Annotated in this window: 20 protein-coding genes; 11 read left to right on the top strand and 9 right to left on the bottom strand. The window is 44.8% G+C overall.

Features of this window, described 5'->3' with window-relative positions; genetic code table 11:
- The first annotated feature begins 204 nt into the window (after window positions 1-204).
- Complete coding sequence (gene nth / locus X939_RS0120130) at window positions 205-861, top strand: endonuclease III (protein ID WP_025765082.1); 657 nt, start codon at window positions 205-207, stop codon at window positions 859-861.
- Between the two features lie 84 nt (window positions 862-945).
- Window positions 946-1,800 (top strand): FKBP-type peptidyl-prolyl cis-trans isomerase, encoded by an 855-nt coding sequence (locus X939_RS0120125; protein WP_025765081.1) that lies wholly within the window; start codon window positions 946-948, stop codon window positions 1,798-1,800.
- 56 nt (window positions 1,801-1,856) lie between these two features.
- On the opposite strand, the gene X939_RS0120120 is transcribed toward X939_RS0120125, so the two are convergent.
- The 4 genes from X939_RS0120120 to X939_RS0120105 are packed head-to-tail and all read right to left on the bottom strand — an operon-like array spanning window position 1,857 to window position 6,663.
- The gene (locus X939_RS0120120; RefSeq protein WP_025765080.1) at window positions 1,857-3,005 is read right to left on the bottom strand and encodes an aminotransferase class I/II-fold pyridoxal phosphate-dependent enzyme; all 1,149 of its coding nucleotides are present in this window, start codon (window positions 3,003-3,005) and stop codon (window positions 1,857-1,859) included.
- Window positions 3,006-3,017: 12 nt separating this feature from the next.
- Window positions 3,018-3,626, bottom strand: coding sequence for a NeuD/PglB/VioB family sugar acetyltransferase (locus X939_RS0120115; protein ID WP_025765079.1), 609 nt, complete (start codon window positions 3,624-3,626; stop codon window positions 3,018-3,020).
- Between the two features lie 12 nt (window positions 3,627-3,638).
- On the bottom strand, window positions 3,639-4,232 hold the full coding sequence (locus tag X939_RS0120110) for a sugar transferase (RefSeq protein ID WP_025765078.1): 594 nt from the start codon (window positions 4,230-4,232) through the stop codon (window positions 3,639-3,641).
- Between the two features lie 19 nt (window positions 4,233-4,251).
- Window positions 4,252-6,663: an alpha-ketoacid dehydrogenase subunit alpha/beta gene (locus X939_RS0120105; protein WP_025765077.1), complete on the bottom strand. Its 2,412-nt coding sequence runs from the start codon at window positions 6,661-6,663 to the stop codon at window positions 4,252-4,254.
- A gap of 207 nt (window positions 6,664-6,870) precedes the next feature.
- Here X939_RS0120105 and X939_RS22715 point away from each other — a divergent pair, with 207 nt between their 5' ends.
- Window positions 6,871-7,248 carry a DUF1573 domain-containing protein gene (locus X939_RS22715; protein ID WP_044200160.1) on the top strand — a complete coding sequence of 126 codons (378 nt, stop codon included), beginning with the start codon at window positions 6,871-6,873 and terminating at the stop codon, window positions 7,246-7,248.
- Between the two features lie 197 nt (window positions 7,249-7,445).
- On the opposite strand, the gene X939_RS0120095 is transcribed toward X939_RS22715, so the two are convergent.
- Window positions 7,446-10,310 carry a putative LPS assembly protein LptD gene (locus tag X939_RS0120095; RefSeq protein WP_025765076.1) on the bottom strand — a complete coding sequence of 955 codons (2,865 nt, stop codon included), beginning with the start codon at window positions 10,308-10,310 and terminating at the stop codon, window positions 7,446-7,448.
- A gap of 74 nt (window positions 10,311-10,384) precedes the next feature.
- Between X939_RS0120095 and X939_RS0120090 the strand changes: the two genes are divergently transcribed.
- Entirely contained in the window at window positions 10,385-11,197 is an 813-nt protein-coding gene (locus tag X939_RS0120090; protein WP_025765075.1) for an N-acetylmuramoyl-L-alanine amidase family protein, read from the top strand.
- A gap of 65 nt (window positions 11,198-11,262) precedes the next feature.
- Entirely contained in the window at window positions 11,263-12,234 is a 972-nt protein-coding gene (locus X939_RS0120085) for an MlaD family protein (protein ID WP_025765074.1), read from the top strand.
- A 79-nt stretch (window positions 12,235-12,313) separates the two neighbouring features.
- On the opposite strand, the gene X939_RS0120080 is transcribed toward X939_RS0120085, so the two are convergent.
- The 3 genes from X939_RS0120080 to X939_RS0120070 form a co-directional block, all read right to left on the bottom strand.
- Window positions 12,314-13,435: a TlpA disulfide reductase family protein gene (locus X939_RS0120080; protein WP_025765073.1), complete on the bottom strand. Its 1,122-nt coding sequence runs from the start codon at window positions 13,433-13,435 to the stop codon at window positions 12,314-12,316.
- A gap of 36 nt (window positions 13,436-13,471) precedes the next feature.
- Complete coding sequence (gatB, locus tag X939_RS0120075) at window positions 13,472-14,965, bottom strand: Asp-tRNA(Asn)/Glu-tRNA(Gln) amidotransferase subunit GatB (RefSeq protein ID WP_025765072.1); 1,494 nt, start codon at window positions 14,963-14,965, stop codon at window positions 13,472-13,474.
- Window positions 14,966-15,051: 86 nt separating this feature from the next.
- Window positions 15,052-15,621, bottom strand: coding sequence for a c-type cytochrome (locus X939_RS0120070; RefSeq protein ID WP_025765071.1), 570 nt, complete (start codon window positions 15,619-15,621; stop codon window positions 15,052-15,054).
- A gap of 307 nt (window positions 15,622-15,928) precedes the next feature.
- Here X939_RS0120070 and rpmG point away from each other — a divergent pair, with 307 nt between their 5' ends.
- The 5 genes from rpmG to X939_RS0120045 all read left to right on the top strand — a co-directional run bounded on the left by rpmG (window position 15,929) and on the right by X939_RS0120045 (window position 19,939).
- Window positions 15,929-16,111, top strand: coding sequence for a 50S ribosomal protein L33 (rpmG, locus tag X939_RS0120065; RefSeq protein WP_025765070.1), 183 nt, complete (start codon window positions 15,929-15,931; stop codon window positions 16,109-16,111).
- 104 nt (window positions 16,112-16,215) lie between these two features.
- The gene (locus X939_RS23480) at window positions 16,216-16,368 is read left to right on the top strand and encodes a DUF4295 domain-containing protein (RefSeq protein ID WP_084299585.1); all 153 of its coding nucleotides are present in this window, start codon (window positions 16,216-16,218) and stop codon (window positions 16,366-16,368) included.
- Window positions 16,369-16,533: 165 nt separating this feature from the next.
- On the top strand, window positions 16,534-17,496 hold the full coding sequence (gene ftsY, locus X939_RS0120055) for a signal recognition particle-docking protein FtsY (RefSeq protein ID WP_025765069.1): 963 nt from the start codon (window positions 16,534-16,536) through the stop codon (window positions 17,494-17,496).
- Window positions 17,497-18,103: 607 nt separating this feature from the next.
- Window positions 18,104-19,423, top strand: coding sequence for a 30S ribosomal protein S12 methylthiotransferase RimO (gene rimO / locus X939_RS0120050; RefSeq protein ID WP_025765068.1), 1,320 nt, complete (start codon window positions 18,104-18,106; stop codon window positions 19,421-19,423).
- 39 nt (window positions 19,424-19,462) lie between these two features.
- The gene (locus tag X939_RS0120045) at window positions 19,463-19,939 is read left to right on the top strand and encodes a DUF4293 domain-containing protein (protein WP_025765067.1); all 477 of its coding nucleotides are present in this window, start codon (window positions 19,463-19,465) and stop codon (window positions 19,937-19,939) included.
- Window positions 19,940-20,019: 80 nt separating this feature from the next.
- On the opposite strand, the gene X939_RS0120040 is transcribed toward X939_RS0120045, so the two are convergent.
- The gene (locus X939_RS0120040) at window positions 20,020-20,994 is read right to left on the bottom strand and encodes a KpsF/GutQ family sugar-phosphate isomerase (protein ID WP_025765066.1); all 975 of its coding nucleotides are present in this window, start codon (window positions 20,992-20,994) and stop codon (window positions 20,020-20,022) included.
- Between the two features lie 93 nt (window positions 20,995-21,087).
- Here X939_RS0120040 and recQ point away from each other — a divergent pair, with 93 nt between their 5' ends.
- A complete protein-coding gene (gene recQ, locus X939_RS0120035; protein WP_025765065.1) occupies window positions 21,088-23,295 on the top strand; it encodes a DNA helicase RecQ in 2,208 nt (735 codons plus the stop codon).
- Window positions 23,296-23,319 lie beyond the last annotated feature (24 nt).

Below are 23,319 nucleotides of genomic sequence, written 5' to 3'. Positions count from 1 at the left end.
GAATCTAGTTTAAAATCTCTCCGGCCCTATGGAAGTGCCACTCCCGGTCTGGGGAAACAGGCGGAGCCCTTCAGACCGAGCCCTTCAGACCGAGCCCTTCAGGCGGAGCCCTATTTTGAGATAAGGCAAATTTTAAGTTGCTGGAAATATTCTGCAACTTGCAGACCGGGCTGCCAGCCGCCTTTGTCACCAATACCACGATCTATGCTTAAGAAAGAACGATATCGGAACCTGATCGAATACTTCACCCAACATTTCCCTGAACCAGAGACCGAACTACATTATCAAAATCCCTTCCAGCTCCTGGTGGCCGTAGTGTTGTCGGCCCAATGCACCGACAAGCGTGTAAATATGGTCACCCCTGCCCTTTTCGAACGCTACCCCGACGCCCAAGCCTTGGCCCTATCGACCGTTGACGAGGTCTTTACCTACATCCGTTCTATCTCCTACCCCAACAACAAAAGCAAACACCTGGTAGGTCTTGGTCGTAAACTGATCGAAGAATTTCAGGGGGAAATCCCAGCCCAGGTCGACGAGCTTCAGAAACTTCCCGGAGTGGGGCGCAAAACGGCAAATGTAATTGCCTCCGTTATATTTAACCAGCCTACTATGGCCGTCGATACGCATGTGTTTAGGGTATCACACCGGTTGGGCCTGGTTCCCAAAACAGCCTCCACACCACTGACCGTAGAGAAAGAGCTGATTAAGTTTATACCACAGGATCTTATCCCTAAAGCGCACCACTGGCTCATATTACATGGGCGTTATGTCTGCCTGGCCAGAACTCCCCAGTGCAGCCGCTGTGCGCTTACACATTTCTGCAAATATTTTGAGGCAATGCAAAAAAAGAAAGTTTTATAACCTTCTTTACAACTATTCTGGCGGTATCTGCGTCGTAGTAAGTACAAGCTTAATTTTTAATGATATTTAATTAATTCTATTTCGATGAAAAGCAGACTATTAGTCCAAATATTACCCTTCTTGGTAGTAATGGGAATGACAAGTTGTATGAAAGATGATAACAAGGATGAGGAGATGGCTATTGAAAACATCGCCGCAATTGAGGCTGCCATAAATGCCGACAGCATGAAGAGTGCCGCCGTCAAAGATTCTGCGGGATACTACTATATAAACCGGACTCCTAACCCAAGTGGTCAACAAATAAAAAGTGGCGATGCCGCTACGGTGAAGGTAGCGGTTTACCTACTGACGGGTCAAAAGGTATTATCTACAGATACCGACTCTACTTATACCTTTACGGTTGGCGCTAACTTAACTCAGTTTTATGGTCTGGATCTAGGCATTTATAAAATGCGTCAAGGAGAGAAAACAACCTTTTTCTTACCATATTACTATGCTTTTGGCTCCTCTAGCCAGAGTAACATTCCTGCTTATTCACCTGTTCGTATGGAATTAGAACTCATCAAAAACCGTACAGAAGTTCAGCAAATCGACGATTTCTTAGAGAAAAAACAATTCCAGGTATCTGAAAGAACCCCAGCTAATCTCGTAATTATCCGTACCAATCAGGTAGTAGGAGATACTTTGGGAGTGGGCAAATCGGTAAGTGTCAAATACACTGGCAAATTCTTAAACGATAAGAAGTTTGACGAAGGTACCTTCTCACTGACCACGGGCACGTCTGGAGCTATTGCTGGCTTTGACAGGGCCGTACGCCGCATGCGCAAAGGGGAGAAAGCCATTGTCGTATTTCCATCATCACTAGGCTATGGTACCGCGGGGAGCCTTCCATCTATTCCGGGCTACACTCCTTTACAATTTGAATTAGAGATACTTTAAAAACCTTAAATTAAGGTTCATACCCTAGGGCAGGCTTCTTTGGAGCCCGCCCTTTTTTATGATAATACCAGTCTTAATTCATCAACAATCCGGAGAAGCTGGTCTTCAGTAAGTGCCGATCCTGAGGGAAGGCAGAGGCCCCGCTCAAATAGCCCCTGGCTCACTGTACCCCCTATATAAGGGGCATCCCGGAAAAGAGGCTGCAAATGCATGGGCTTCCACACCCTGCGTGTTTCTATCCCCTGCCCCTCCATTCGGGCGCGTATTTGCTCGGGCCAATTTTTCTTTCCCAACACAGGGTCCAGCAGTAAGGCGGTTAGCCAGCGGTTAGATCTACTTGCGCTGGCCTCAGGCTGAAATGATATTTCCGTGAATGATGCTAGGTGTGTTTGATAAAAATGGAAAATTGCCCGGCGGGCACGAACTCGCTCAGATAAGACCAAAAGCTGACTCCGACCTATTCCTGCACAAATATTGCTCATTCTATAGTTGTATCCCACTTCCCTATGTTGATAATAGGGAGATTCTTCCTTGGCTTGCGTAGATAAAAACCGGGCCTTCTCGGCGTTGAATTTATCTTTAGTGAGTAATGCCCCTCCTGCAGATGTAGTAATGATTTTATTCCCGTTAAATGATATTATTCCCATATCCCCGGCCGTACCCAGCGATTGTCCGAAATAGATGCTACCTAGGGCCTCGGCAGCATCCTCGATAAGTGCCACGCCGTAATGCTGGCAGAGCGGTAGCAGGGCTCCCAAATTTGCTGGCATCCCAAACAAATGGACAACGATGACTGCCTTAGGTATTTTACCTCGTCGTGCATATTTTTTAAATGCCGCTTCCAATGCATCGGGGCATATATTCCAGCTTTCCGTTTCACTATCAACAAAGACGGGGATGCCTCCTTGATACAAGATTGGATTGGCAGAGGCTACAAAAGTCAAGGATTGGCAACATACAAAATCACCTCGCTTTATCCCCAGAATAGCCAAGGCCAGGTGCAGTGCTGCGGTGCCAGAAGCCAAGGCAACCGCATGGGGAATATTGAGATAGATTGCTAAATCTTGCTCGAAGGAGTCTAAATGAGGACCTGCCGGTGAAACCCAGTTACCGTCCAGGGCCTCTTCAACAAAAGTTATTTCACTACCACTGAGGTGTGGTGGAGAAAGCCATATTTTAGGAAAAGGAGTAAATGGCTTTTTCATACGGAAATACGGCTAGATGGCATGTTGATAAGTCCCTATACGCTTGGCTGGATTACCTCGGATGAAGCATCCATCAGGAAAATCCTGAGTAATGACCGAGCCTGCAGCGATGAAGCAATTCTCCCCAATCCTGATTCCAGGCACCAGAATGGACCCGGCACCAACCAGGGTATTGGCCCCTACCGAAACCCCGCCGCAAATTATAGCACCCGGAGCTATATGAACGAAAGCGCCAATACGACAATCGTGGTCCACTGAGGCCCGGGTGTTAATTATAACCTGAGGCCCAATTATACTTCCTACCTGAACGATCGCCCCCTGTAATATTACGCTACCAAGCCCCAAAGGCACGCTGACATCTACCAAGGCAGAGGGATGGACGATTTGGCCATAGGCATGCCTTATACCCGCTGCCAACCGAAGGCGTGTGCCAATATCCCCCATACCCAAAATCACCAGCCTTGTGGGAAAGATACCTGGATGATATGAGCCAAGAAATGGAATATTCTGCTGGGGCACAACATGAGGGTCGTCGTCGAAGACTCCTGAAACATTCATATTCAGAGCCTGCAAACTACTAATCAATACCTTGGCATGTCCTCCACTTCCATAGATCAGCATCGTTAGGTTCGATTAATTACCGTTAAACTTTTCAACAATCGAATACTCCACCTGCCTCTTCCCAATCATTTGCCGAAGTGTAATTGCTAATATTTTACAATCGAACGGGAAGGAATAAAGCACTACATACTCCGTATCGAAGTTCAATTTTGACTTCCAGGAGATGGCGTTTCGGCCATTGACCTGAGCCCAACCAGTGATGCCGGGCCGGACCCGATGTCGTTGCCCTTGGCTAATATTATATAAAGGAAGGTATTCGGGTAAAAGAGGCCTCGGCCCCACCAAACTCATATTTCCTGTGAATACATTCCATACCTGTGGCATCTCATCCAGGGAACTTGCCCGTAACCAGTTTCCGAATGGAGTAATGCGTTGGCTGTCAGGAAATAGCTTACCGCCGGAGTCTCGCAGAGAAGGCATTGAGCGAAACTTATAAATAGTAAAAAGGATTCCATCTTTACCCGGTCTTCTCTGCCGGAAGATTGGATTTTCCCGAAAGTATAAGAATACCAATAGTCCCAGACAACAGGCTAAGGGCCAAAGCAAAACCATTGCCAATAAGGAAAGGCAGAGGTCCATTGCTCGTTTTCCGTACCTGCGGTACATGATAATAGGTTAAAAGGACTTACTCGAACATCGATGGGTAATCAGCTGGTCGGGCTTCGTGCATCAAGGCATAGGCCTTTTCAATCACATCGTCCATATTTGGTTTGGTAAAATAATCTCCGTCAGATCCATAAGGCGGACGATGATCCTTAGCCGATATAGTCTGAGGAGCAGAATCCAACCACCTGTATGCATTTTGTTTTTCCAGTACCTGCTGCATCATATATGCCGATGCACTTCCCGGCATATCTTCGTCGGCAAATATCACCCGATTGGTCTTTTTGATGGATGTAACGATCAGCCCATTGATATCAAAAGGCAAAAGAGTTTGAACATCCAGCACCTCCACTTCAATACCCATATGACTGAGTTGAGTAGCCGCTTCCATCACAATCCGGCACATGGAGCCATAGGTAACAATAGTCAGATCATTCCCTTCTTTTAGTATCTCTGGCACCCCCAGAGGCAAGCAAATAGTATCCAGATTAGAGGGCAACTTTTCCTTCTGACGATAAGAGTTTAAAGGTTCAATTACCAGAGCAGGGTCATCTCCTTTCATCAAAGTATTATAAAAACCTGCCGCCTGGGTAAAGTTTCTGGGAACCAGTACATGCATACCCCGCAGGCTGCTGATCATGGTGCCCATTGGCGACCCCGAGTGCCAGATACCTTCTAAACGGTGACCTCTGGTCCGCACGATAAGCGGTGCTTTTTGCCCTCCTGCCGTACGATAACGCAAACTTGCCAAATCGTCAGTCAAGGTCGGTAAGGCATAATAAATATAATCAAAATATTGTATCTCCACAATCGGCCGAAGCCCCCGCATTGCCATTCCTATTCCCTGGCCCACAATAGTGGTCTCGCGGATACCGGTATCGGTGATTCTATCTTCACCATATTTTTCTTGTAGCCCAGCAAAGCCCTGATTCACATCCCCGATTTGACCTACATCTTCACCGAGGGCAAAAACTCTTTGATCTCTTTGGAACAAGCCATCAAAATAGGCGCGAATCACCTCTCGTCCATCTACCATACGGGCATCATCATCATAGCGAGCAGCTTCCACAACCACTTGCATAGGGCTGAACTCCGTCTGGCTATAGAGATGGGTATTGTATTTGTCTGCACCCAAATCCAGCAACGTCCGGAGTCGTTCCAGGAGCTGGCTTTTCGCCAGGCTTTTTTCGGCACGATCGATCCTTAATACTTTACGGAGACTTCCCGCCACATCCTTACGGGTGGGCAAATAAGTTTTCGATAAATCATGAATAACATTGCTGACCTCCTCGGCATTGGGACTAGCCTTCATATATTCCTGCATCGCTTGAACAGAGGAAAGGTAGAGCGCATCCTGCTCTTGGCGATAGGATTGCCAGGCTAAATTTCGCTCCTGCAGGGCCTTTTCTTTAGATTCGATCTCAATTTCAACTAATTCCTCCTCATCCCCATAGCCATTTTCAATAATCCAGTTACGGAAGTGGATATTACAATCGTGCTCCCGCTCCCATTTCAGTCTTGACTTTGACTTATATCGCTCATGAGATCCGGATGTTGAATGCCCTTGCGGCTGGGTGAGCTCCGTAACATGTACCAATACCGGTATATGCTGATTACGACAAATATTTGCCGCTGTCTGGTAGGTTTCCAGAAGGGCTACATAATCCCAGCCTCGGACGGTAAGGATATGTACACCTAGCTCTTCCTCGGTCTGCTGCATGCCGGCCATGGCCTTCGATATGCTACCCTTGGTAGTCTGATAGGCTACGGGCACCGAAATACCATAACCATCGTCCCATACTGAAGTTAACAAAGGTACTTGCAACACACCGGCCGCATTCAAGGTCTCCCAAAACATTCCCTGAGAGGTGGATGCATCCCCTATTGTGGCAAATACGATTTCATTACCCTTCCTAGAAAATTTTTCCAAATCCTGTAAGGAAGGCATTTTACGATACAGCTTAGAAGTATAAGCTAAGCCTACTGCTCTAGGCATCTGCCCTGCCGTAGAAGAAATATCACAAACTGAATTATAAAGTTCTGTCTGATTTAACCAGTCTCCCTGTTCGTCCAGCCAGCGGGTAGAAAAATGCCCGTTCATGGAGCGTCCAGCCGTACTCGGCTCATGTTCCAAATCGGCATGAGCATACATTTGAGCGAAAAAAGATCTCCATGTGAGATTCCCCACTGCCGCTTCAATAGTCTGATCGCGATAGTAGCCCGACCTAAAGTCGCCCATCTGATACACATGAGCCAATGCCAACTGCGCCAGTTCTTTACCATCTCCAAAAATCCCAAATTTTGAGCGACCTCCCATGGTATCCTTCCTCCCCAACAAACTCACCTGACGGCTCTCGCAGGCAAGGCGATAATCCTTCAGGATGGTTTCCTTCTTTAAATCAATGGTGCCGGTCAATTGGTCATTTAAAAGCATAAGCAAGCGATACAGGGTTTTTATGTAGTTAAATTACATTTTTTTGCGTTAGAGCCAAAATTATGGAGGAAAATAATAATCTTTACTATCTTGGCAATATCTTTCCGCACTTGTGTTAATATTGGTTAATATTTATTAGTTTCCCTTAATTAATATTATCCTTGTCCTAGGAAATCATGTCAACCATTTAAATGTAATACTGCAATCATGAAATTATTTTTTTCAGCATTCGTTTTACTGATAGGTCTTTCGACCGTAAGTTTTGCTCAGAAAGGCGTTTTAAAATTTAAAGAAGAAACACACAAATTCGGGAAAGTCCCTCAAGGCACACCCGTTACACACGAATTCACGTTCACCAACACGGGTTCCGATCCAGTTGTCATCTCTAATGTTACTGTATCCTGTGGTTGTACAACACCTGTTTGGTCTAAAGAGCCCGTACTTCCTGGAAAAACTGGAAGTGTTAAGGCCACCTATAATGCCGCTGCAGCAGGCCCATTCAATAAGCCTGTGACGGTATATAGTAATACAGAAGGTGGTTCCATTAGCCTTATGCTCAATGGTGAAGTAGTTCCCAAGAAATAAGGAAGCCCTCATTTCAGTAAAAAGCCCGGCAAACTGTCGGGCTTTTTTTAGTTGGTTACCGATCTTAATCCTCCACTTGCCTGGTACCCTCATGCCATAAATTGCCAATCCCGGTACATTTGTCACCCTATTCCTAGCGGCGGAGTCTATCCAGTTTCCCCTCTCAATAGGCAACCTGCTTGGGCGGGCCATCCCTATTAGTACGCGGCCTGATCGTAGAAAGAACGACGTCGGGAAACCTTAAGATCCTGCAAGATACTAGACTTGACCTTTAATGTAAAGCTATAATTACTCATCCGTGTCCGACTTCCGGCGAAAGGCGTCCAACTAAAACTCATGTCCCAGCAATGAAGATCGCGATAGAGGGTAAGCTGGGTTATGGTCGGTTTAAAAGCAACGAAGTCGAAACCCGTGCTTCCGCTAATCTTGAAATTCTTGGTAAGGCTCAAATCGCCGGTCACATTCACCGCTTGTACGATGGTAGTAGCCGCTAAACCCGGCTTGGACAAGTTAAAGTTATAATTCAGACTGATGTTCCAGGGAATGGTATAATCTACATAGATGTCTGGATTTTGCTGAATAAATTCCCGTTGCTCCGCTGTTGCAGTGCTGTTCTCTCCCGGTTTGGGTTTGGACGATTGCGACTGTTTGGGTGAAAAATTGGTCCCAAGTGTAAATGCCAGATTCTGGAGATTGGCCAAACCGTCGCCCTGGGTGATAGCAAACTTATTAATCTTCCTCCCCTGAGTATAATAACTGTCGGCCACATAGGTATAAGGATCCAAGTTCATGTTGAAATTCAGATTCAAGTTCTTTCCTATCCTGGCATTGGCATTAAGGGTAATATTGGACAGGTTCAAAGAATCGGCCAGCAGGTTATAATTACCGCCCAAACTGAGGTTATCCAGTAAGGAAACCTTTTCAAATTGAGTGGCTGCTGTGTCGCTTTTAGACCTGAGCTTCATTTCGAAGGAGTTGTTCAGGCTAAAAGAGACTACACTGGAGGCTCGTCCATTACTTACGCCCGACCCTATACCATTAAATTTAGATAGAGATAATTTTCTTAACACCCCCTCTGAGTCTACAACGTCAATCCGTTGGTAAAAACCAAAGGCTTCTCCTGTAAAGTCGGGAGTATAGGTAAAAGATAAGGAAGGTATTACGGTATGTCTGATGGCCTCTAACCGTTTGCCTTTAACAAAAAAGGTACCATAGAACCGGGTATTGATTCCAGCCCCGAAGTTATATGAATACTGAGTCCCTGCCTTGTTTAGGGTATCCATCCTGATCAGGCCTGGCTCTACCTCGGTATAACGATATTGCTTGGTAAACACCTCCCCATTTAAGGACATAGACGGGGTCAGGTTGATAAAACGGAGTACCTTAAAATTGGGTAAGGAGATGGGTAGACTATAACGCCCGGTAAACTGAGCATCTTGGAGCATATCTGGCAGATTGCCCACCGTAAAGTCCAATATTTCCTGCTTTCCTATCCTTGCCGTGTCTATCGCCTCGGTCAGTCTGAATCCAAGGCTAGTATAGGTCGTATCAATGGCACTCAAAACATTGCTAACGGCATAGTCGCCACTAAAGTCCATACCTAAGCGGAATGATTCGAACCAACGTCCGCGGGCGTTTTTCAAGGCAAATGGGGCGATCTGATTGACCCCAAAACTAAAGCTACTATTGATATTGGTCTTGCCATTTTCTTTGATCTGCGTGGTAGGATTCACTTGACCAAAGTTCTGATTTACCCGCAAACTAGCTGCCGCCCGCATATACTGCCCAAATGTCCGATTATACTGAACCGAAGAACTGGCAACATTGGACGTATACTTCTCTACATTATATTCCTGAAACTGGTTATAGCGATTGCTACTCACGTTCACATTGGCTGAGAAGGTAGAATTCCCCCTTGGCTTAGGGGTATGGGACCAAAGGATGCTGAAATCATTTGAAACACTCTTATTCAAAATCTGATCAACCTCATCTCCCGAACGGTTCTTATTAAAGTTAAAAGAGAAGCTTCCATTGTATCGGTAACGTTTGGAATAGGTGGATGCCAAGCCCACACCCCAGCTTCCTGTGGAATATATTTGTCCGGTTACTTGAGCGTTTACATATTCATTAATCGCAAAATAGTACCCTCCATTCCGCAAATAAAACCCTCGTCCATTAGGCTCTTCACCATAAGTTGGAAAGATGATGCCCGATGTACCAATTTCTTTTTTCTTAGGAAAAGGAAAAAATCCAAAGGGGAGAGCAATTGGAAGGGGTACATCGCTGATTACCATATTAAATGGCCCAGAAATCACTTGTTTCTGGTGAACGAGCTTGATCTTAGGCGCATTGATATAAAAGTGAGGATGCGTCAGATTACAGGTGGTATACATGGCCTTATGGATATAGAAATTACCTTCCTCATCCTTCTTGACGCGTTCTCCCCGGATATTACCATCTCCTTCCTGTGTGACAATTCCTTTGATAATAGCCTTCTTAGATTTGAAATTATACCGAATCTCCTTGGTATTATAGGTTGTAGCACCATCCTGAAAAATGGGTTCCCCAATCATTTTTGTAGTAGTAGTATCCTCGCTACCAATCGCATACACTTCGTTGGTAATCCAATTGAGCCGAATATAATCCGCTTTTAGATTAATGGTTCCATAAGTGACTTCAGCTTCTCCGTACATATGGACCTCCTTTTTGTCCACCTCCATGATAGTAGAGTCCCGGGCTGTATACTTAACTACATATTGTAAATCATCAGGATTACTTAGGGAATCGGCGGAGGCAGAATCGGAGCGTGCCACCATCTTACCATTGACCAGCACACTATCGATAGCTAATGAGTCAGAAGCAAGCAGGATAGAATCGGAAAGCATTTTGGGCATAGCGGCGCTGTCCACAGCCATAGACAGGCTATCGACAGGCAAACCTGAGGAAGCCTTGACATTCCCACGCTCAGGGGTATTCTTTCTGGCACATCCTACTATGCCAAAAAAAAGAAAGGACACCAGTGTAAGCGATATAATAATCGCCTTTTTTTTCAGTTCTAACAAATAACGTATTTTTGCAATGTAGTCTCAAAATTAACAGAGATTCCCCAGACAAATAACGCCGTAACTGAAAAATAATGTTAAAAGTTCTTAAATTCATCATTGCTTCATGTTTTCTGGTTGCCAGCCTTGCCTTTAGTATCCAGGACAAGCCAGAAACCGACAGCCTGAAGTCATCGGCTGCAGTAACCAAAGTAAAAACGGTAGTTCTTGATGCGGGCCATGGAGGAAAAGATCCTGGTACCCGTGGCCGTACAACACAGGAAAAAGATGTAGCCCTTAATGTGGTCTTAGACCTGGGCAAACGTATTAAAAAAGAATTTCCCGACGTAAAGGTACTCTATACCCGCTCTACAGATGTCTTCGTGGAGCTAACCGAACGCTCAGCCTTTGCGAACAGAAATCGAGCCGACCTATTCATATCCGTGCATTGTAATGCCACGCCAAGAGCGAGCTCGGTACAGGGAACTGAGACCTATGTAATGGGACTTCATAAAACTGAAGGTAACTTGGAAGTTGCAAAACGAGAAAATTCTGTAATTTTGAAGGAAACCAATTACAAGGAAAAATATAAAGGCTTCGATCCTAATTCGCCCTTAGCCCATATTATGCTTGCCAATTATCAGAGTGCATTCATTTCCAGCAGTGTACGCTTTGCAGATCATGTAGAACGTAATTTTAAAACCTTAGCCGACCGAGACAGCAGAGGTGTAAAACAAGCAGGGTTTCTAGTATTATGGCGTGCGTCTATGCCAAGCGTATTAATCGAGACGGGGTTTTTATCTTCCTCGAAAGAAGAGCAGTATCTGAGATCCAGAGATGGCCAGAACGAGGTGGCAGAAGTGATTTTCCAGGCATTCAAGAATTACAAAAAAGAAATGGACCGTTAAGGTCCCATACATTCATTGTTAATCATAATCGTTGCTCGACTCATAAGGCGCTGTCAACATAGTCCATGAAAATCAGTAAAGAAACCAAAGTAGGAATAATGGGCCTGGTGGCAATCGGAATGTTATATTTCGGTTTTCATCTTCTCAAAGGGTCGGACATATTTTCCAAGACTCATAAATATTATGTTATCTATGACAATATTGATGGGCTAACAGTGTCTAATCCTGTGCTGCTGAATGGCCTCAACGTTGGCCGTGTTCAGGCCATCAGGTTACTTCCCGAACGAAATAACCACTTACTGGTCACCCTGGATATCCGCAAAGGAATAGCCTTAAAAGATGGCAGTGCAGCTCTTTTGGCCGACGGAGGGCTGCTGGGAGGTAAGGTTATTCGTCTATCCATGGGCAATTTACCTAACGTGCTAACCGACAAAGATACCCTTATTGGAAGCACTGAAGCAGGTATATCTTCCCTGCTTCAGGAAAAGGCTCTCCCCGTAGTAACCCATGCGGATTCCCTGGTTCGCAATCTAAATATTGTTGTGACCGGCTTCAAAGAAACTGGGCAAATACTCAACCAAGTCTTAAAAAATTATGACCAGACCGCAGCCAATCTCAACGGCTTACTGGGCGACAATCGTCAGGCCCTGGCTGGCACGCTCCATAACCTGAACCAGCTATCGAACTCTCTGATAGAAACAGAAAAGCAACTGAAACCATTACTGACTAAAACAAATACCCTTGCCGACTCGCTAAATGCATTACGCATTGGAGAAACCCTTAATTCGGCGAACCAAAGTATTGCCAACTTACAGAAAATCTTAGGGGGTGTCCAAGCAGGAAAGGGAACCGCCGGAAAGTTGATCACCGATGAGACCCTTTATAACAACCTGAACTTGACTATAGTGAGCCTTAATAAATTAATGACTAACCTCCGGGAAGAACCCAAACGTTATGTCCACCTGTCTATCTTTGGCAAGAAGGACAAGGGGCCTAAGGAGTCTCCATTGGATTCGACAAGCGTTATTGAGCAATAAAATTCATACTAAGTCAACTAAAAAAGCCTGGATCCTTGTGTAGAATCCAGGCTTTTTTCTGCCAATATCAACTACTAGCTTAGTTGCCCATAAGTTCAGTAAGTTTTGCTTCCAGAGCAGCCCCCCTTAGATTTTTGGCAATTATTTTACCTTCTTTATCCAGCAAAAATGTGGCCGGGATCGCACTTACCCCATAGGTCTGCGCCACAGTCGAGTTCCAGAACTTGAGGTCGGAACCATGTACCCAGGTCAGATTATCCTTCTCGATAGCCTTTTTCCATGCCGAAGCTTCTTTATCGAGAGAGACCCCATAAATATCGAAGCCTTTGGGTTTGAACTTTTTATACATTCTCACCACATTCGGATTTTCCTGACGACAGGGGCCACACCAGGAGGCCCAAAAATCAATTAGCACATATTGTCCTCTCAGTGATGAAAGAGCAACTTCCTCCCCGTCCGGGCTGGCCAGCGTGAAATCCGGGGCAACTTCTCCAATAGAAAGCCCTTTCATCCGCTTAATTTGACCAATAAACCCCTGAGCCAATGTGGGTGTTGGTTTTATCTGTTCGTAGTCATTGGCTAGTTTACTGAGTATTTCCAAATCGGTATCAGGATTTAGGAAATTGTTTGCTGCAAATAACGCTACTAATGAAGTACCCATTTCTGGTACCAGTTTACGAATGACAGCAATACGCTCGGCATCGGCCTGAGTATAGGCCTTCTGAATTTCCGCAATTTTCTTAGTATCCTTCTTTTCCTCGGCCTTCGCATATGCTTCATTCCATTGGGCGACTTTAGCCGAAAATCCCTGCATAAGTGAATCTATTTTAGCATAATAAGCCATATTCTGAGAACCAGTAACGTTAGCGCCAGCCTCCGTTACCTCAACTTTGAACTCCTCTCCCCCTTCAACTAATAATACAGCCTTTTGTCCGTTGGCAAAGCCCAGCGTATAAAAACTACCACCATCAGATTCCTGAGCCGTAAGATTAAACTGCCCCTGGGCATTCAGAACAGTTGAATCAATTTTAGCCATACCCCCTGTTGCGAGCGATTGGCCTAATATTACCTTATCTCCTGCGGCGCCCCCCGCCACATTTCCAGATACAGTAAAGGGCTTGGGCTTTATCGTTTCCTGGGCGTGAATTAACCCAAACGCTAGCAGCTGGGTTATTACAAGTAATAATTTAATTCTCTTCATCTAATTTTAATTTTTCAGATTACAGCCACAATCGACCTAAAGCATTTCAGATAGCAATTGATTCACCTTTTTAGGATCAGCCGACCCTTTAGATTTCTTCATTACTTCCCCTACAAATAGCCCCATAAGTCCCTTTTTCCCCTTGCGGTAGGCACTTACCTTGTCAGGCATGGCTTCCATTACTTCTTTAATCAACGTTTCCAGCTCTCCCGTATTGCTATTCTGCAGCCAGTTATTGGACTGTGCAATTTCTTTGGGATCCAAGGTAGGGTCATCAAGAAGTAAAGGGTAAATTTTTTGAGCAGCGGTAGAGTGACTAACCAAATCGGCCTCACTGAGGGCAATCAATTCGGCTAATTTAGTTGCAGACAAGGGAAACTGAGCGATATCCCCTTCATGTTCATTCAAGAATGACTTGACAGGCCCCATCAGCCAATTGGACACTGTTTTATAGGCGGTTGTTTGTGTGCAGACTTCCTCAAAATAGGCGGCCAGCTCCTTGCTATCGGTAAGGACCGCTGCATCGTAAGCGGGTATACCGTATTGAGTTACAAACTTTTCCCTAAGTTCATGAGGGAGGGCCGGCATAGCTTGTTTTATTTCTGCCAACCAAGCGTCTGAGACCACCAATGGCGTAAGATCAGGATCAGGGAAGTAACGGTAATCGTTCATAGTCTCCTTAACCCTCATACCATAAGTCTCGCCCGTTTCGACATTAAACATTCGGGTCTCCTGAATAAGAGCCTGGCCCGATTCCAGGGCCTCTATCTGCCTTTGCGTTTCAAAATGAATCGCCTTCATCATATTGCGAATCGAGTTCATATTTTTGATCTCGACCTTCGTCCCTAGGGCCTGTTCCCCCTTCTTACGCACTGACACATTCACATCGGCCCGTAGGGATCCCTCCTCCATATTTCCGTCGCTAATCCCCAAATATCGGACTATCCTCCTGATTTCAGTTACGAACGCCCCGGTTTCCTCCGCTGAACGCAAATCTGGCTCCGATACCATTTCTACCAGTGGAGTACCCGCACGATTGTAATCTAGAAAGGTATTTTCATCACTACCTTCATGTACCGACTTACCGGCGTCCTCTTCCAAATGAATATGGTGAAAGCGAATAAAGCGATCAGCAACCTTACCATCGGCTCCTTTGGCAGTAATGGCCACTCCTCCTTGCAGGCATATGGGATGTTTGTCCTGAGAAATCTGGTATCCTTTTGGCAGGTCGGGATAAAAATAATTCTTACGGTCAAAAATTGAATATTGATTAATAGAGCTACCGCAAGCCAGACCTAAGCGTATGGCGTATTCTACAGCCGTTTTATTCACCTTGGGTAGTGTACCTGGCAATGCGATGGTTATGGGCCCTACATTGGTATTCGGGTCCGTACCAAACTGGTTCAGGTCCTGGGTAAATAACTTGGAGTTAGTCTGCAGCTGGCAGTGTACTTCAAGGCCTATAACCGCTTCGTATGATTGAATAATATCGTCAGTAAGTTCGATGGGTTGGGGTGCTTTTTCTATCATAATCTTCACAAATACAAACACAAAGATACAAATACGGGTCGACCATTGGATGGACGACCCGTATTTCTTTCACTCTAATCGGGGGATTACAGTGAGTTAATCCAATTGGCAATAATGACAATATCCCCCTTCGGTACATGGGCCATAGGCGCCATGGGAGGGTATCCAGGCCAGTTTTCAGGCTTAGGACTATGAACAAGTTCCACAATCTTCTCAGCCGAGTATTTCTTTTTTGCAACATCAGCATAGGCCGGACCAATAACCTTCTCGTAAGGCTGGTGGCAGGCAAGGCAGGCATGTTTGCTAAGCAAGGCCGAAACCTCTGCGGGCACCGCTTTCTTCTTTGGAGCTGCTTCTGCTGTCGATGCGGCTCCTACTTCAGTGGCTGCAGCAGGATTTGTAGTTGTTGCAGACTCCTCGCTATCTGCTGCCGCTGCAGTAGTATCAGCAGCGGGTGCCGTAGACACCGGTGCGGCTGCGGGAACCGCTATTTTTTCCTGATTTTTTATGGCTACCAGGGCTGCCTCTTCACGGGCCTGCTTCCCTTTACCATAATAAGCGTCATACTTTTCGCGGTCTTCTTTTGAAGAACAACCGATCCACACCGAGGCTAACAAGGCGATAATAGCCAAAGAGGTACTTTTTTTGAATGTCATTAGAAATAAAAATTTAAAGATTTTCGCCAGCTATGCTCAATAGTCGTGATTCAATGTACGAAGAAAGCAAGTTTGTCTTACATTTCCTTGCCTCAAGGCAAATTTTAAGCAGCAGATATCGGAGCCCTACTCTCACAAACCTTTTATATACAAGCAGTTATATTAATATTTCGACGATACGAAACCAATAAATTTTATTCATTTATAATTTTCTGACAAATTTTCCCATAATATTTAAATCCATAATTTGCTTATAATCCGAAAGTTATTACCTTTGCAGTCCTATTTGTAAAAACGAAGAAAAGCAATGGCTAAGAAAGGTAACAGAGTTCAAGTTATATTAGAATGTACTGAACAAAAAGAAACGGGTGTACCAGGAATGTCTCGTTACATCACGACTAAGAATCGTAAGAACACTCCAGGAAGAATGGAATTGAAGAAATTCAACTCATTCCTGAGAAAATACACCTTACACAAAGAGATTAAATAATACGTTAGAAGTGTTAGCCGTTAAGATGTTTCTATCCCAACGGTGTAGAGCACGGAAAAATAACGGATAATCGAATTAACTAAACATATTAAAAATATACAGTTATGGCAAAGAAAGTAGTTGCTACCCTGAAAAAAGAAGGCGGTAAATCATTTGCCAAAGTGATTAAGGCCGTTAAATCTCCAAAAACTGGAGCTTATACCTTCAAAGAAGAGATCGTACCCCTGGAAGGCGTACAAGGAGCTTTAAAAAACTAGGGTTTTAGCCAACCTTATTTTAAAAGTTTTTGCTTTTGATTTTGAAAAAGTCCCTTATTGGGACTTTTTTTGTTATAATTTTGGCAAGCATAAGGTGAAGTCCAATTGGGCTTTTGGCCCAACGATGTCCTGACACCTTTCCCATTACCATTATTTTACTTGATTATGAGCATATTCGGTTTTTTTTCAAAAGAAAAAAAAGAAACATTAGACAAGGGCTTAGAGAAAACCAAAGATAGTTTTTTTGGTAAGCTATCTAAGGCCATTGTCGGAAAAACAACCATTGACGAAGCGGTACTGGATGAGCTGGAAGACATTCTGGTAAGTTCGGACGTTGGTGTTGAAACAACGCTCAAAATTATAAAGCGTATTGAGGAAAGGGTAGCCAAAGACAAATATGCCACTACGGCAGAGTTGGACCGGATACTTCGTGAAGAAATAGCAGAGCTACTGACCGAAAATAAGTCGGTGGATCTTGTCGACAGTTTTGAAACCGAGCACCTACCCAAACCTTATATTATCATGGTGGTGGGTGTAAATGGAGTAGGGAAAACTACCACCATCGGTAAGCTTGCCCATCAGTTTCACCAACGGGGACATAAGGTGGTTCTCGGGGCAGCTGATACATTCAGAGCAGCAGCTGTGGACCAGCTTAAACTCTGGGGCACCCGTGTAAATGTACCGGTGATCGATCATGGCATGAATACTGACCCGTCGGCAGTGGCCTATGATGCCCTTAAAAAAGGCAAGGAAACGGGTGCGGATGTGGTAATCATCGACACAGCCGGGAGACTGCACACCAAGGTTAATCTGATGAATGAACTTTCTAAGATTAAACGGGTCATGCAGAAAATTATCCCAGACGCTCCCCACGAAGTGCTTTTAGTTCTCGATGGCTCTACCGGCCAAAATGCCGTTATCCAGGCACGAGAATTCACAAAGGTAACCGAGATTACGGCCCTGGCCGTTACCAAGCTGGACGGCACCGCCAAAGGGGGCGTAGTAATTGGCATATCTGACGAATTTAAAATACCTGTCAAATACATAGGAGTAGGTGAAAAGATGGACGATCTTCAGGTGTTCGACAGAGCTGAGTTTGTCGATTCTCTTTTCAAAAAAATTGGCTAAGAAATTACCTAAAGGTCTGAAATCCTCGACAATCAAAAGCAAGTAAGCCCATGGAATGCCTGAGCTTACTTTGTTTTATGCTCCGGGAGCCCGCATCCAGTGTTTTCCGTGGTTTCCTAATCGCTTCACTACTAATTCCCCCCAGAGACCCATTTAAGTAGTTAATTAGTCAGACCTGGATATGGTAAACATCTTACTGATGACCTCATCCTTAGATTTACTGAGGATATCCAAAGCTTTTGGCTCCACCCTCGTCTAATCGCATGCTGCTCCCCTTTATTTCACTTGGGATAAGGCCGGCGAGCGCCTACTTAGGCCTGCCTGGGGCAATAGCCATTAAAACAGATATATTTCAGTTCAGACCATCCTTAGGAGATCCATTTTCGTAGAAGAACCCTGCATTTATTGGACAGGATACCAACATATGCCTGTAAGTGCTGCTAGAATCCCTACCGGAAAGCCGATTTCACGAAAGATTATAGCCTTTGTTAATCAATTTTTCCCGATCTTTGCACCCCATTTCAAAACGTGGACTTGCATGCATGTCCCTATGATTAGAAAATCATATTTAACTAGCTAATAGCGACTTGCTAAGGGCTAACCTACCATGAAAACAAAAGGAATAGTAAAGAATAAGGTCAATATAGTAACCCTGGGTTGCTCTAAAAATCTGGTGGATTCCGAAGTCTTATTCACTCAGCTTAAGGGCAATGGATTTAACGTTGACCATGAGTCCAAGAAGGACGACGCTCAGATCGTGGTGATCAACACCTGTGGTTTTATCGATAACGCCAAAGAAGAATCTGTTAATACGATATTACGCTATGCCGATGCCAAGGCAGCAGGCATGGTCGATAAAGTATATGTAACAGGCTGCCTTTCGCATCGTTATAAGGATGAATTAGCCCTGGAGATACCTACCGTAGACGCTTGGTTTGGAACCAACGAACTTCCTCGCTTACTCAAAACCCTAAAGGCAGATTATAAGCATGAATTGGTGGGAGAGCGCCTTTTAACCACTCCAGCGCATTATGCCTATCTGAAGATCGCCGAAGGCTGTGACCGTCCCTGTAGCTTCTGTGCAATTCCCATTATGAGAGGTGGTCATGTGTCACGCTCTATAGATGACCTGGTAAAAGAAACCCAATCCCTGGCCCGTCGGGGCACGAAGGAACTGATCCTAATAGCTCAGGATCTGACCTATTATGGCCTAGATATATACAAGAAACGTAATCTCTCGGAACTAATGGCCAGGCTGTCCGACGTAGAAGGAATTGAATGGATCAGGCTGCAATATGCCTACCCCGCAGGTTTCCCTATGGATATCCTGGATGTGATGAACGAGCGCAGCAATATTTGTAAATATCTGGACATGCCCTTGCAATCAGGCTCCACGGAGATATTGAAAACCATGCGACGCGGTATTACACGGGAAAAGACAGAGGACCTTATCCACAGTATTCGGGACAAGGTTCCGGGTATTGCCCTGAGAACCACTTTAATTGTAGGTCACCCAGGAGAGACCGAGGCGGCATTCGACGAAACCTATGAGTTCGTAGAAAAAATGCGTTTCGACAGACTGGGTGCATTTCAGTACTCACACGAAGACCAGACCCATTCTTATTCCCTTGCGGACGATATTGAAGCAGAGGTAAAACAGGAACGTGCCGATGCCATTATGGAACTCCAACAAGGCATTTCCTGGGAACTTAACCAACAAAAAGTGGGACAAACCCTCAAAGTACTCTTCGATCGTAAGGAAGGAGCTCATTTTATTGGTCGTACAGAGTTTGACTCTCCCGAAGTAGACAATGAAGTGCTTATCCCGGCCAGTCAGTACGTGCGCTTAGGAGATTATGCTCAGGTAAAAATTACTTCTGCTGAAGAATTTGATCTTTACGGCGATCTGGTATCAACTATTCAGTAAAAAACAGTTTTCTATATTAACATCCAATTTAATAAAACTATGTTACAGCGAATCCAGACCATCTTCCTTGCCCTTGTTATGATTGGCATGGGTGTTTTTCTGTCTTTCCCGATTTGGTTTAAGGTCTCAACAGATGGAGAACAACAAGCCACTCTTACGGCTATGAAGCTTACCCATCAGATGGACGCCGTACGCACCAACATTCAACCTGTATACTATTTGCTAATTCTGGCTATATTGGTGGCCGCCGTGGCAGGATATGCCATTTTTCAGTATAAAAACAGGGTTTTGCAATCGGCATTATGTGCGGTAAACTCAATTTTGATGACCATCATTATCGGATTGGTTATTTACTTCACTTATTATTCCACTGCCAAATTATTTGACGAAACACTTCCGGGTCAGTACGACATGGGCTTCTACGGCTTGGTGGCTTCAATGCTCTCTAACGTATTCGCCAATCGATTTATTCGTCGCGACGAGAAGATCGTACAACAATCTAGCCGTCTGCGATAGACCTACTACGGGCCAACTCATAAAAAGGAGCAGGATCATTCAAGTGGTCCTGCTCCTTTTTTATGTACCTCTCCTGGGCATTAGATTAAACCCTCTTTCAGAAGGTCGTGCAGATGGACAAAGCCTATAATTTCACCCTGCTGAGCTACCACCACCTGGGTAATACTCTTGGCTTGCATCCGTTCCAGTACATCCACGGCATAGTCGTCGGGGAGTGCTGATATAGGATTCCGGGTCATAATGTCGGATGCAGTCAGCGACAACAAATTGCTAATACCATGCTGCCGGAGCATCCGCCTCAAATCACCATCAGTTATAATTCCGACCAACTTCCCTTCAGCACAGACCACAGCGGTGGCGCCTAATCTTTTGGAAGTGATCTCGAGAATGACCGCTTCTAAACTGGCCGTTTCGCCTACCGTGGGAATAAGATTATGCGCACAGATATCGCTCACTTTCAGATAAAGACGTTTCCCCAAAGATCCTCCCGGATGAAATTTCGCAAAATCGTCGTGAGTAAACCCCCTGGCCTGCAGCAGGCAAATGGCTAAGGCATCGCCTAAGGCCATGGTAACCGTAGTACTAGTCGTTGGAGCGAGGTTTAATGGATCGGCCTCCAGAGGAGCATGGGCATGCAAAATGGCATGGGCATGCTGCCCCAAATAGGAGTCCTTATTGCTGACCATCGCGATGATCTTGACAGCAGTACGTTTCAAAAGTGGGATCAAAACTTTTATTTCCGGAGTATTCCCACTTTTAGAAATGACAATGACGACATCGTTGGCCTGAATCATGCCCAGGTCGCCATGAATAGCGTCGGCCGCGTGCATAAATAAGGCGGGAGTACCGGTTGAATTAAGGGTAGCAACTATCTTCTGCCCTACTATGGCGCTTTTCCCAATCCCTGAAACGACAACTCTTCCTCCCGCATCCAGGATAGTTTGTACGCAGTTTTCGAATTCGTTATCAATCAGAGTAGCCAAATTTTGTAGGGCTTGTGCCTCTTGTACTATCACTTCTTTTGCTATCGACTGAATATTTTTTATTAATTTCAATTTTGGAATAGCGTTTGGTAGAGATTTGGTTTTTAGTATTTAATTTAAACACAAAGATAAAGAACTTTGGGATAACCCTTTCGTTAACGTAGTATGGTAAATAAGGTTGATAAAATCGTTTTAGACACATTGAAGGAGCGGCTGAAAGAAATATTCGGGTACAGCCAATTCCGAGGGGACCAGGAGGTGATCATCCAGAATATCCTGCTCGGAAAAAATACCTTTGTGATTATGCCCACTGGAGCCGGCAAGTCCTTGTGTTATCAGTTACCAGCCCTCGTAAGTGATGGAATGGCCATCGTTATTTCCCCACTTATAGCCCTGATGAAAAATCAGGTAGATCAGCTCACGGCCTTTGGAATCAACGCCCAGTTTCTGAACTCGACACTTTCGAAATCGGAGATGAATCGGGTGAAAACTGATGCCCTGAACGGAAGCTTAAAATTACTTTATATCGCCCCCGAGTCGCTGACAAAAGAAGACAACCTTGACTTTCTCAAAAAAACCAAGATTTCTTTTGTGGCCATAGATGAGGCACACTGTATTTCGGAGTGGGGCCACGATTTCCGTCCCGAATATCGACGTATATATGGGATTATCGAAAATATAGGTAAGCTTCCCATTATCGCCCTCACAGCCACTGCAACACCCAAGGTGCAACAGGACATCCGCAAGAATCTGCAGATGGAAGAAGCGGAGACTTTCAAATCATCTTTTAACCGCAAAAATCTCTACTACGAGATCAGACCTAAGAAGGATGTAAAGAAACAATTGATTCGGTATGTACGTAATAACAAAGGCAAATCTGGTATAATCTATTGCTTGAGCCGTAAAACGGTAGAAGAGGTCGCCGAGCTGCTAAAGGTGAACGATGTGCGTGCCCGGCCCTACCATGCAGGCCTAGACAGCAATACCCGGATGGCTAACCAGGACGCCTTCCTCAATGAAGACTGTGAGGTAATTGTCGCTACCATTGCTTTCGGTATGGGTATCGATAAGCCCGACGTGCGTTTTGTAATCCATTACGATGTCCCCAAGTCGCTTGAAGGTTATTACCAGGAAACCGGAAGGGCTGGTCGCGACGGTCTAGAAGGAAATTGCCTGATGTTCTATAGCTATGATGATATATTAAAGCTGGAAAAATTCAATAAAGATAAAACGGTAACGGAGCGGGACAATGCCCGCCATCTATTGAACGAGATGGTGGCCTACTCTACACTGGGTGTTTGTCGACGTCGTCAGTTGCTAAGCTATTTCGGCGAGTATTTCGAGAACGATTGTGGTTTTTGTGACAACTGTCTGAAATCGACAGAAAAAACAAAAATCCAACAAGAAGCCATGCTCGTGCTGAAGGCCGTAGAAAAGACCGAGCAACGCTTTGATGGAGAACATTTGGCCGACTTACTAACTGGGAAGGAGAATCAGTATATCAGGAGTTACGAACATGACAAACTGGATGTATTTGGCAAAGGGTCAGAGCTTCAGGACTCCAGAGAGTTTTGGGTATCGGCCATCCGCCAACTCGTTATTTTTAATTATCTGGAAAAAGATATTGAAAATTATGGAGTAATTCGACTAAGCGACAAAGGGAAGAAATACCTTAGCGACCCCTACCCCATTACCATTCAAAAGGATCACGACTTCGAACACGAGGAAATCAAAACCGACGAAGAAGAAAAAGAAGGGGCCAATGGAAGCGCTCATGCTTATGACGAGGCCTTATTAGGCCTTTTAAAGGCATTAAGAAAGAAAGTAGCTAAGGAGAAAAATCTACCTCCCTTTGTCATCTTCCAGGACCCTTCCATGGAAGAAATGGCTACGACCTATCCCACTACCCAGCAGGAGATGGCCCAGATCAACGGGGTAGGAATGGGTAAAGTCCAAAAATTTGGAAAGCAGTTTATCGAGCTGATCAAAAATTATGTTGAGGAAAATGAAATAGAGACGGCACAAGACGTGGTCATTAAATCCACGGTCAATAAGTCGAAGATCAAAATATACATTATCCAGCAGGTCGACCGTAAAGTAAGTCTAGACGAAATAGCGGACGCAAAAGACCTTGCTCTTGCCGATGTAATCGAGGAAATTGAGCATATTTGCTATTCCGGAACAAAATTAAATCTGGATTACTATATCAATCAAGTTATAGATAAGGACCGCCAACACGACATTTTCGACTATTTCATGACCGCCGAGTCAGACAATATTGCTGCGGCAGCTGATGAATTTTCTGACGAAGAGGTGAGTGAAGAAGAATTAAGACTCATGCGTATTAAATTCTTGTCCGAATTGGGCAATTAATCATTAGAATTTTTAAAACAGAAG

Source organism: Dyadobacter tibetensis Y620-1, from assembly GCF_000566685.1.
Lineage (GTDB): Bacteria > Bacteroidota > Bacteroidia > Cytophagales > Spirosomataceae > Dyadobacter > Dyadobacter tibetensis.
This window is presented reverse-complemented; position numbering and strand designations above follow the sequence as displayed.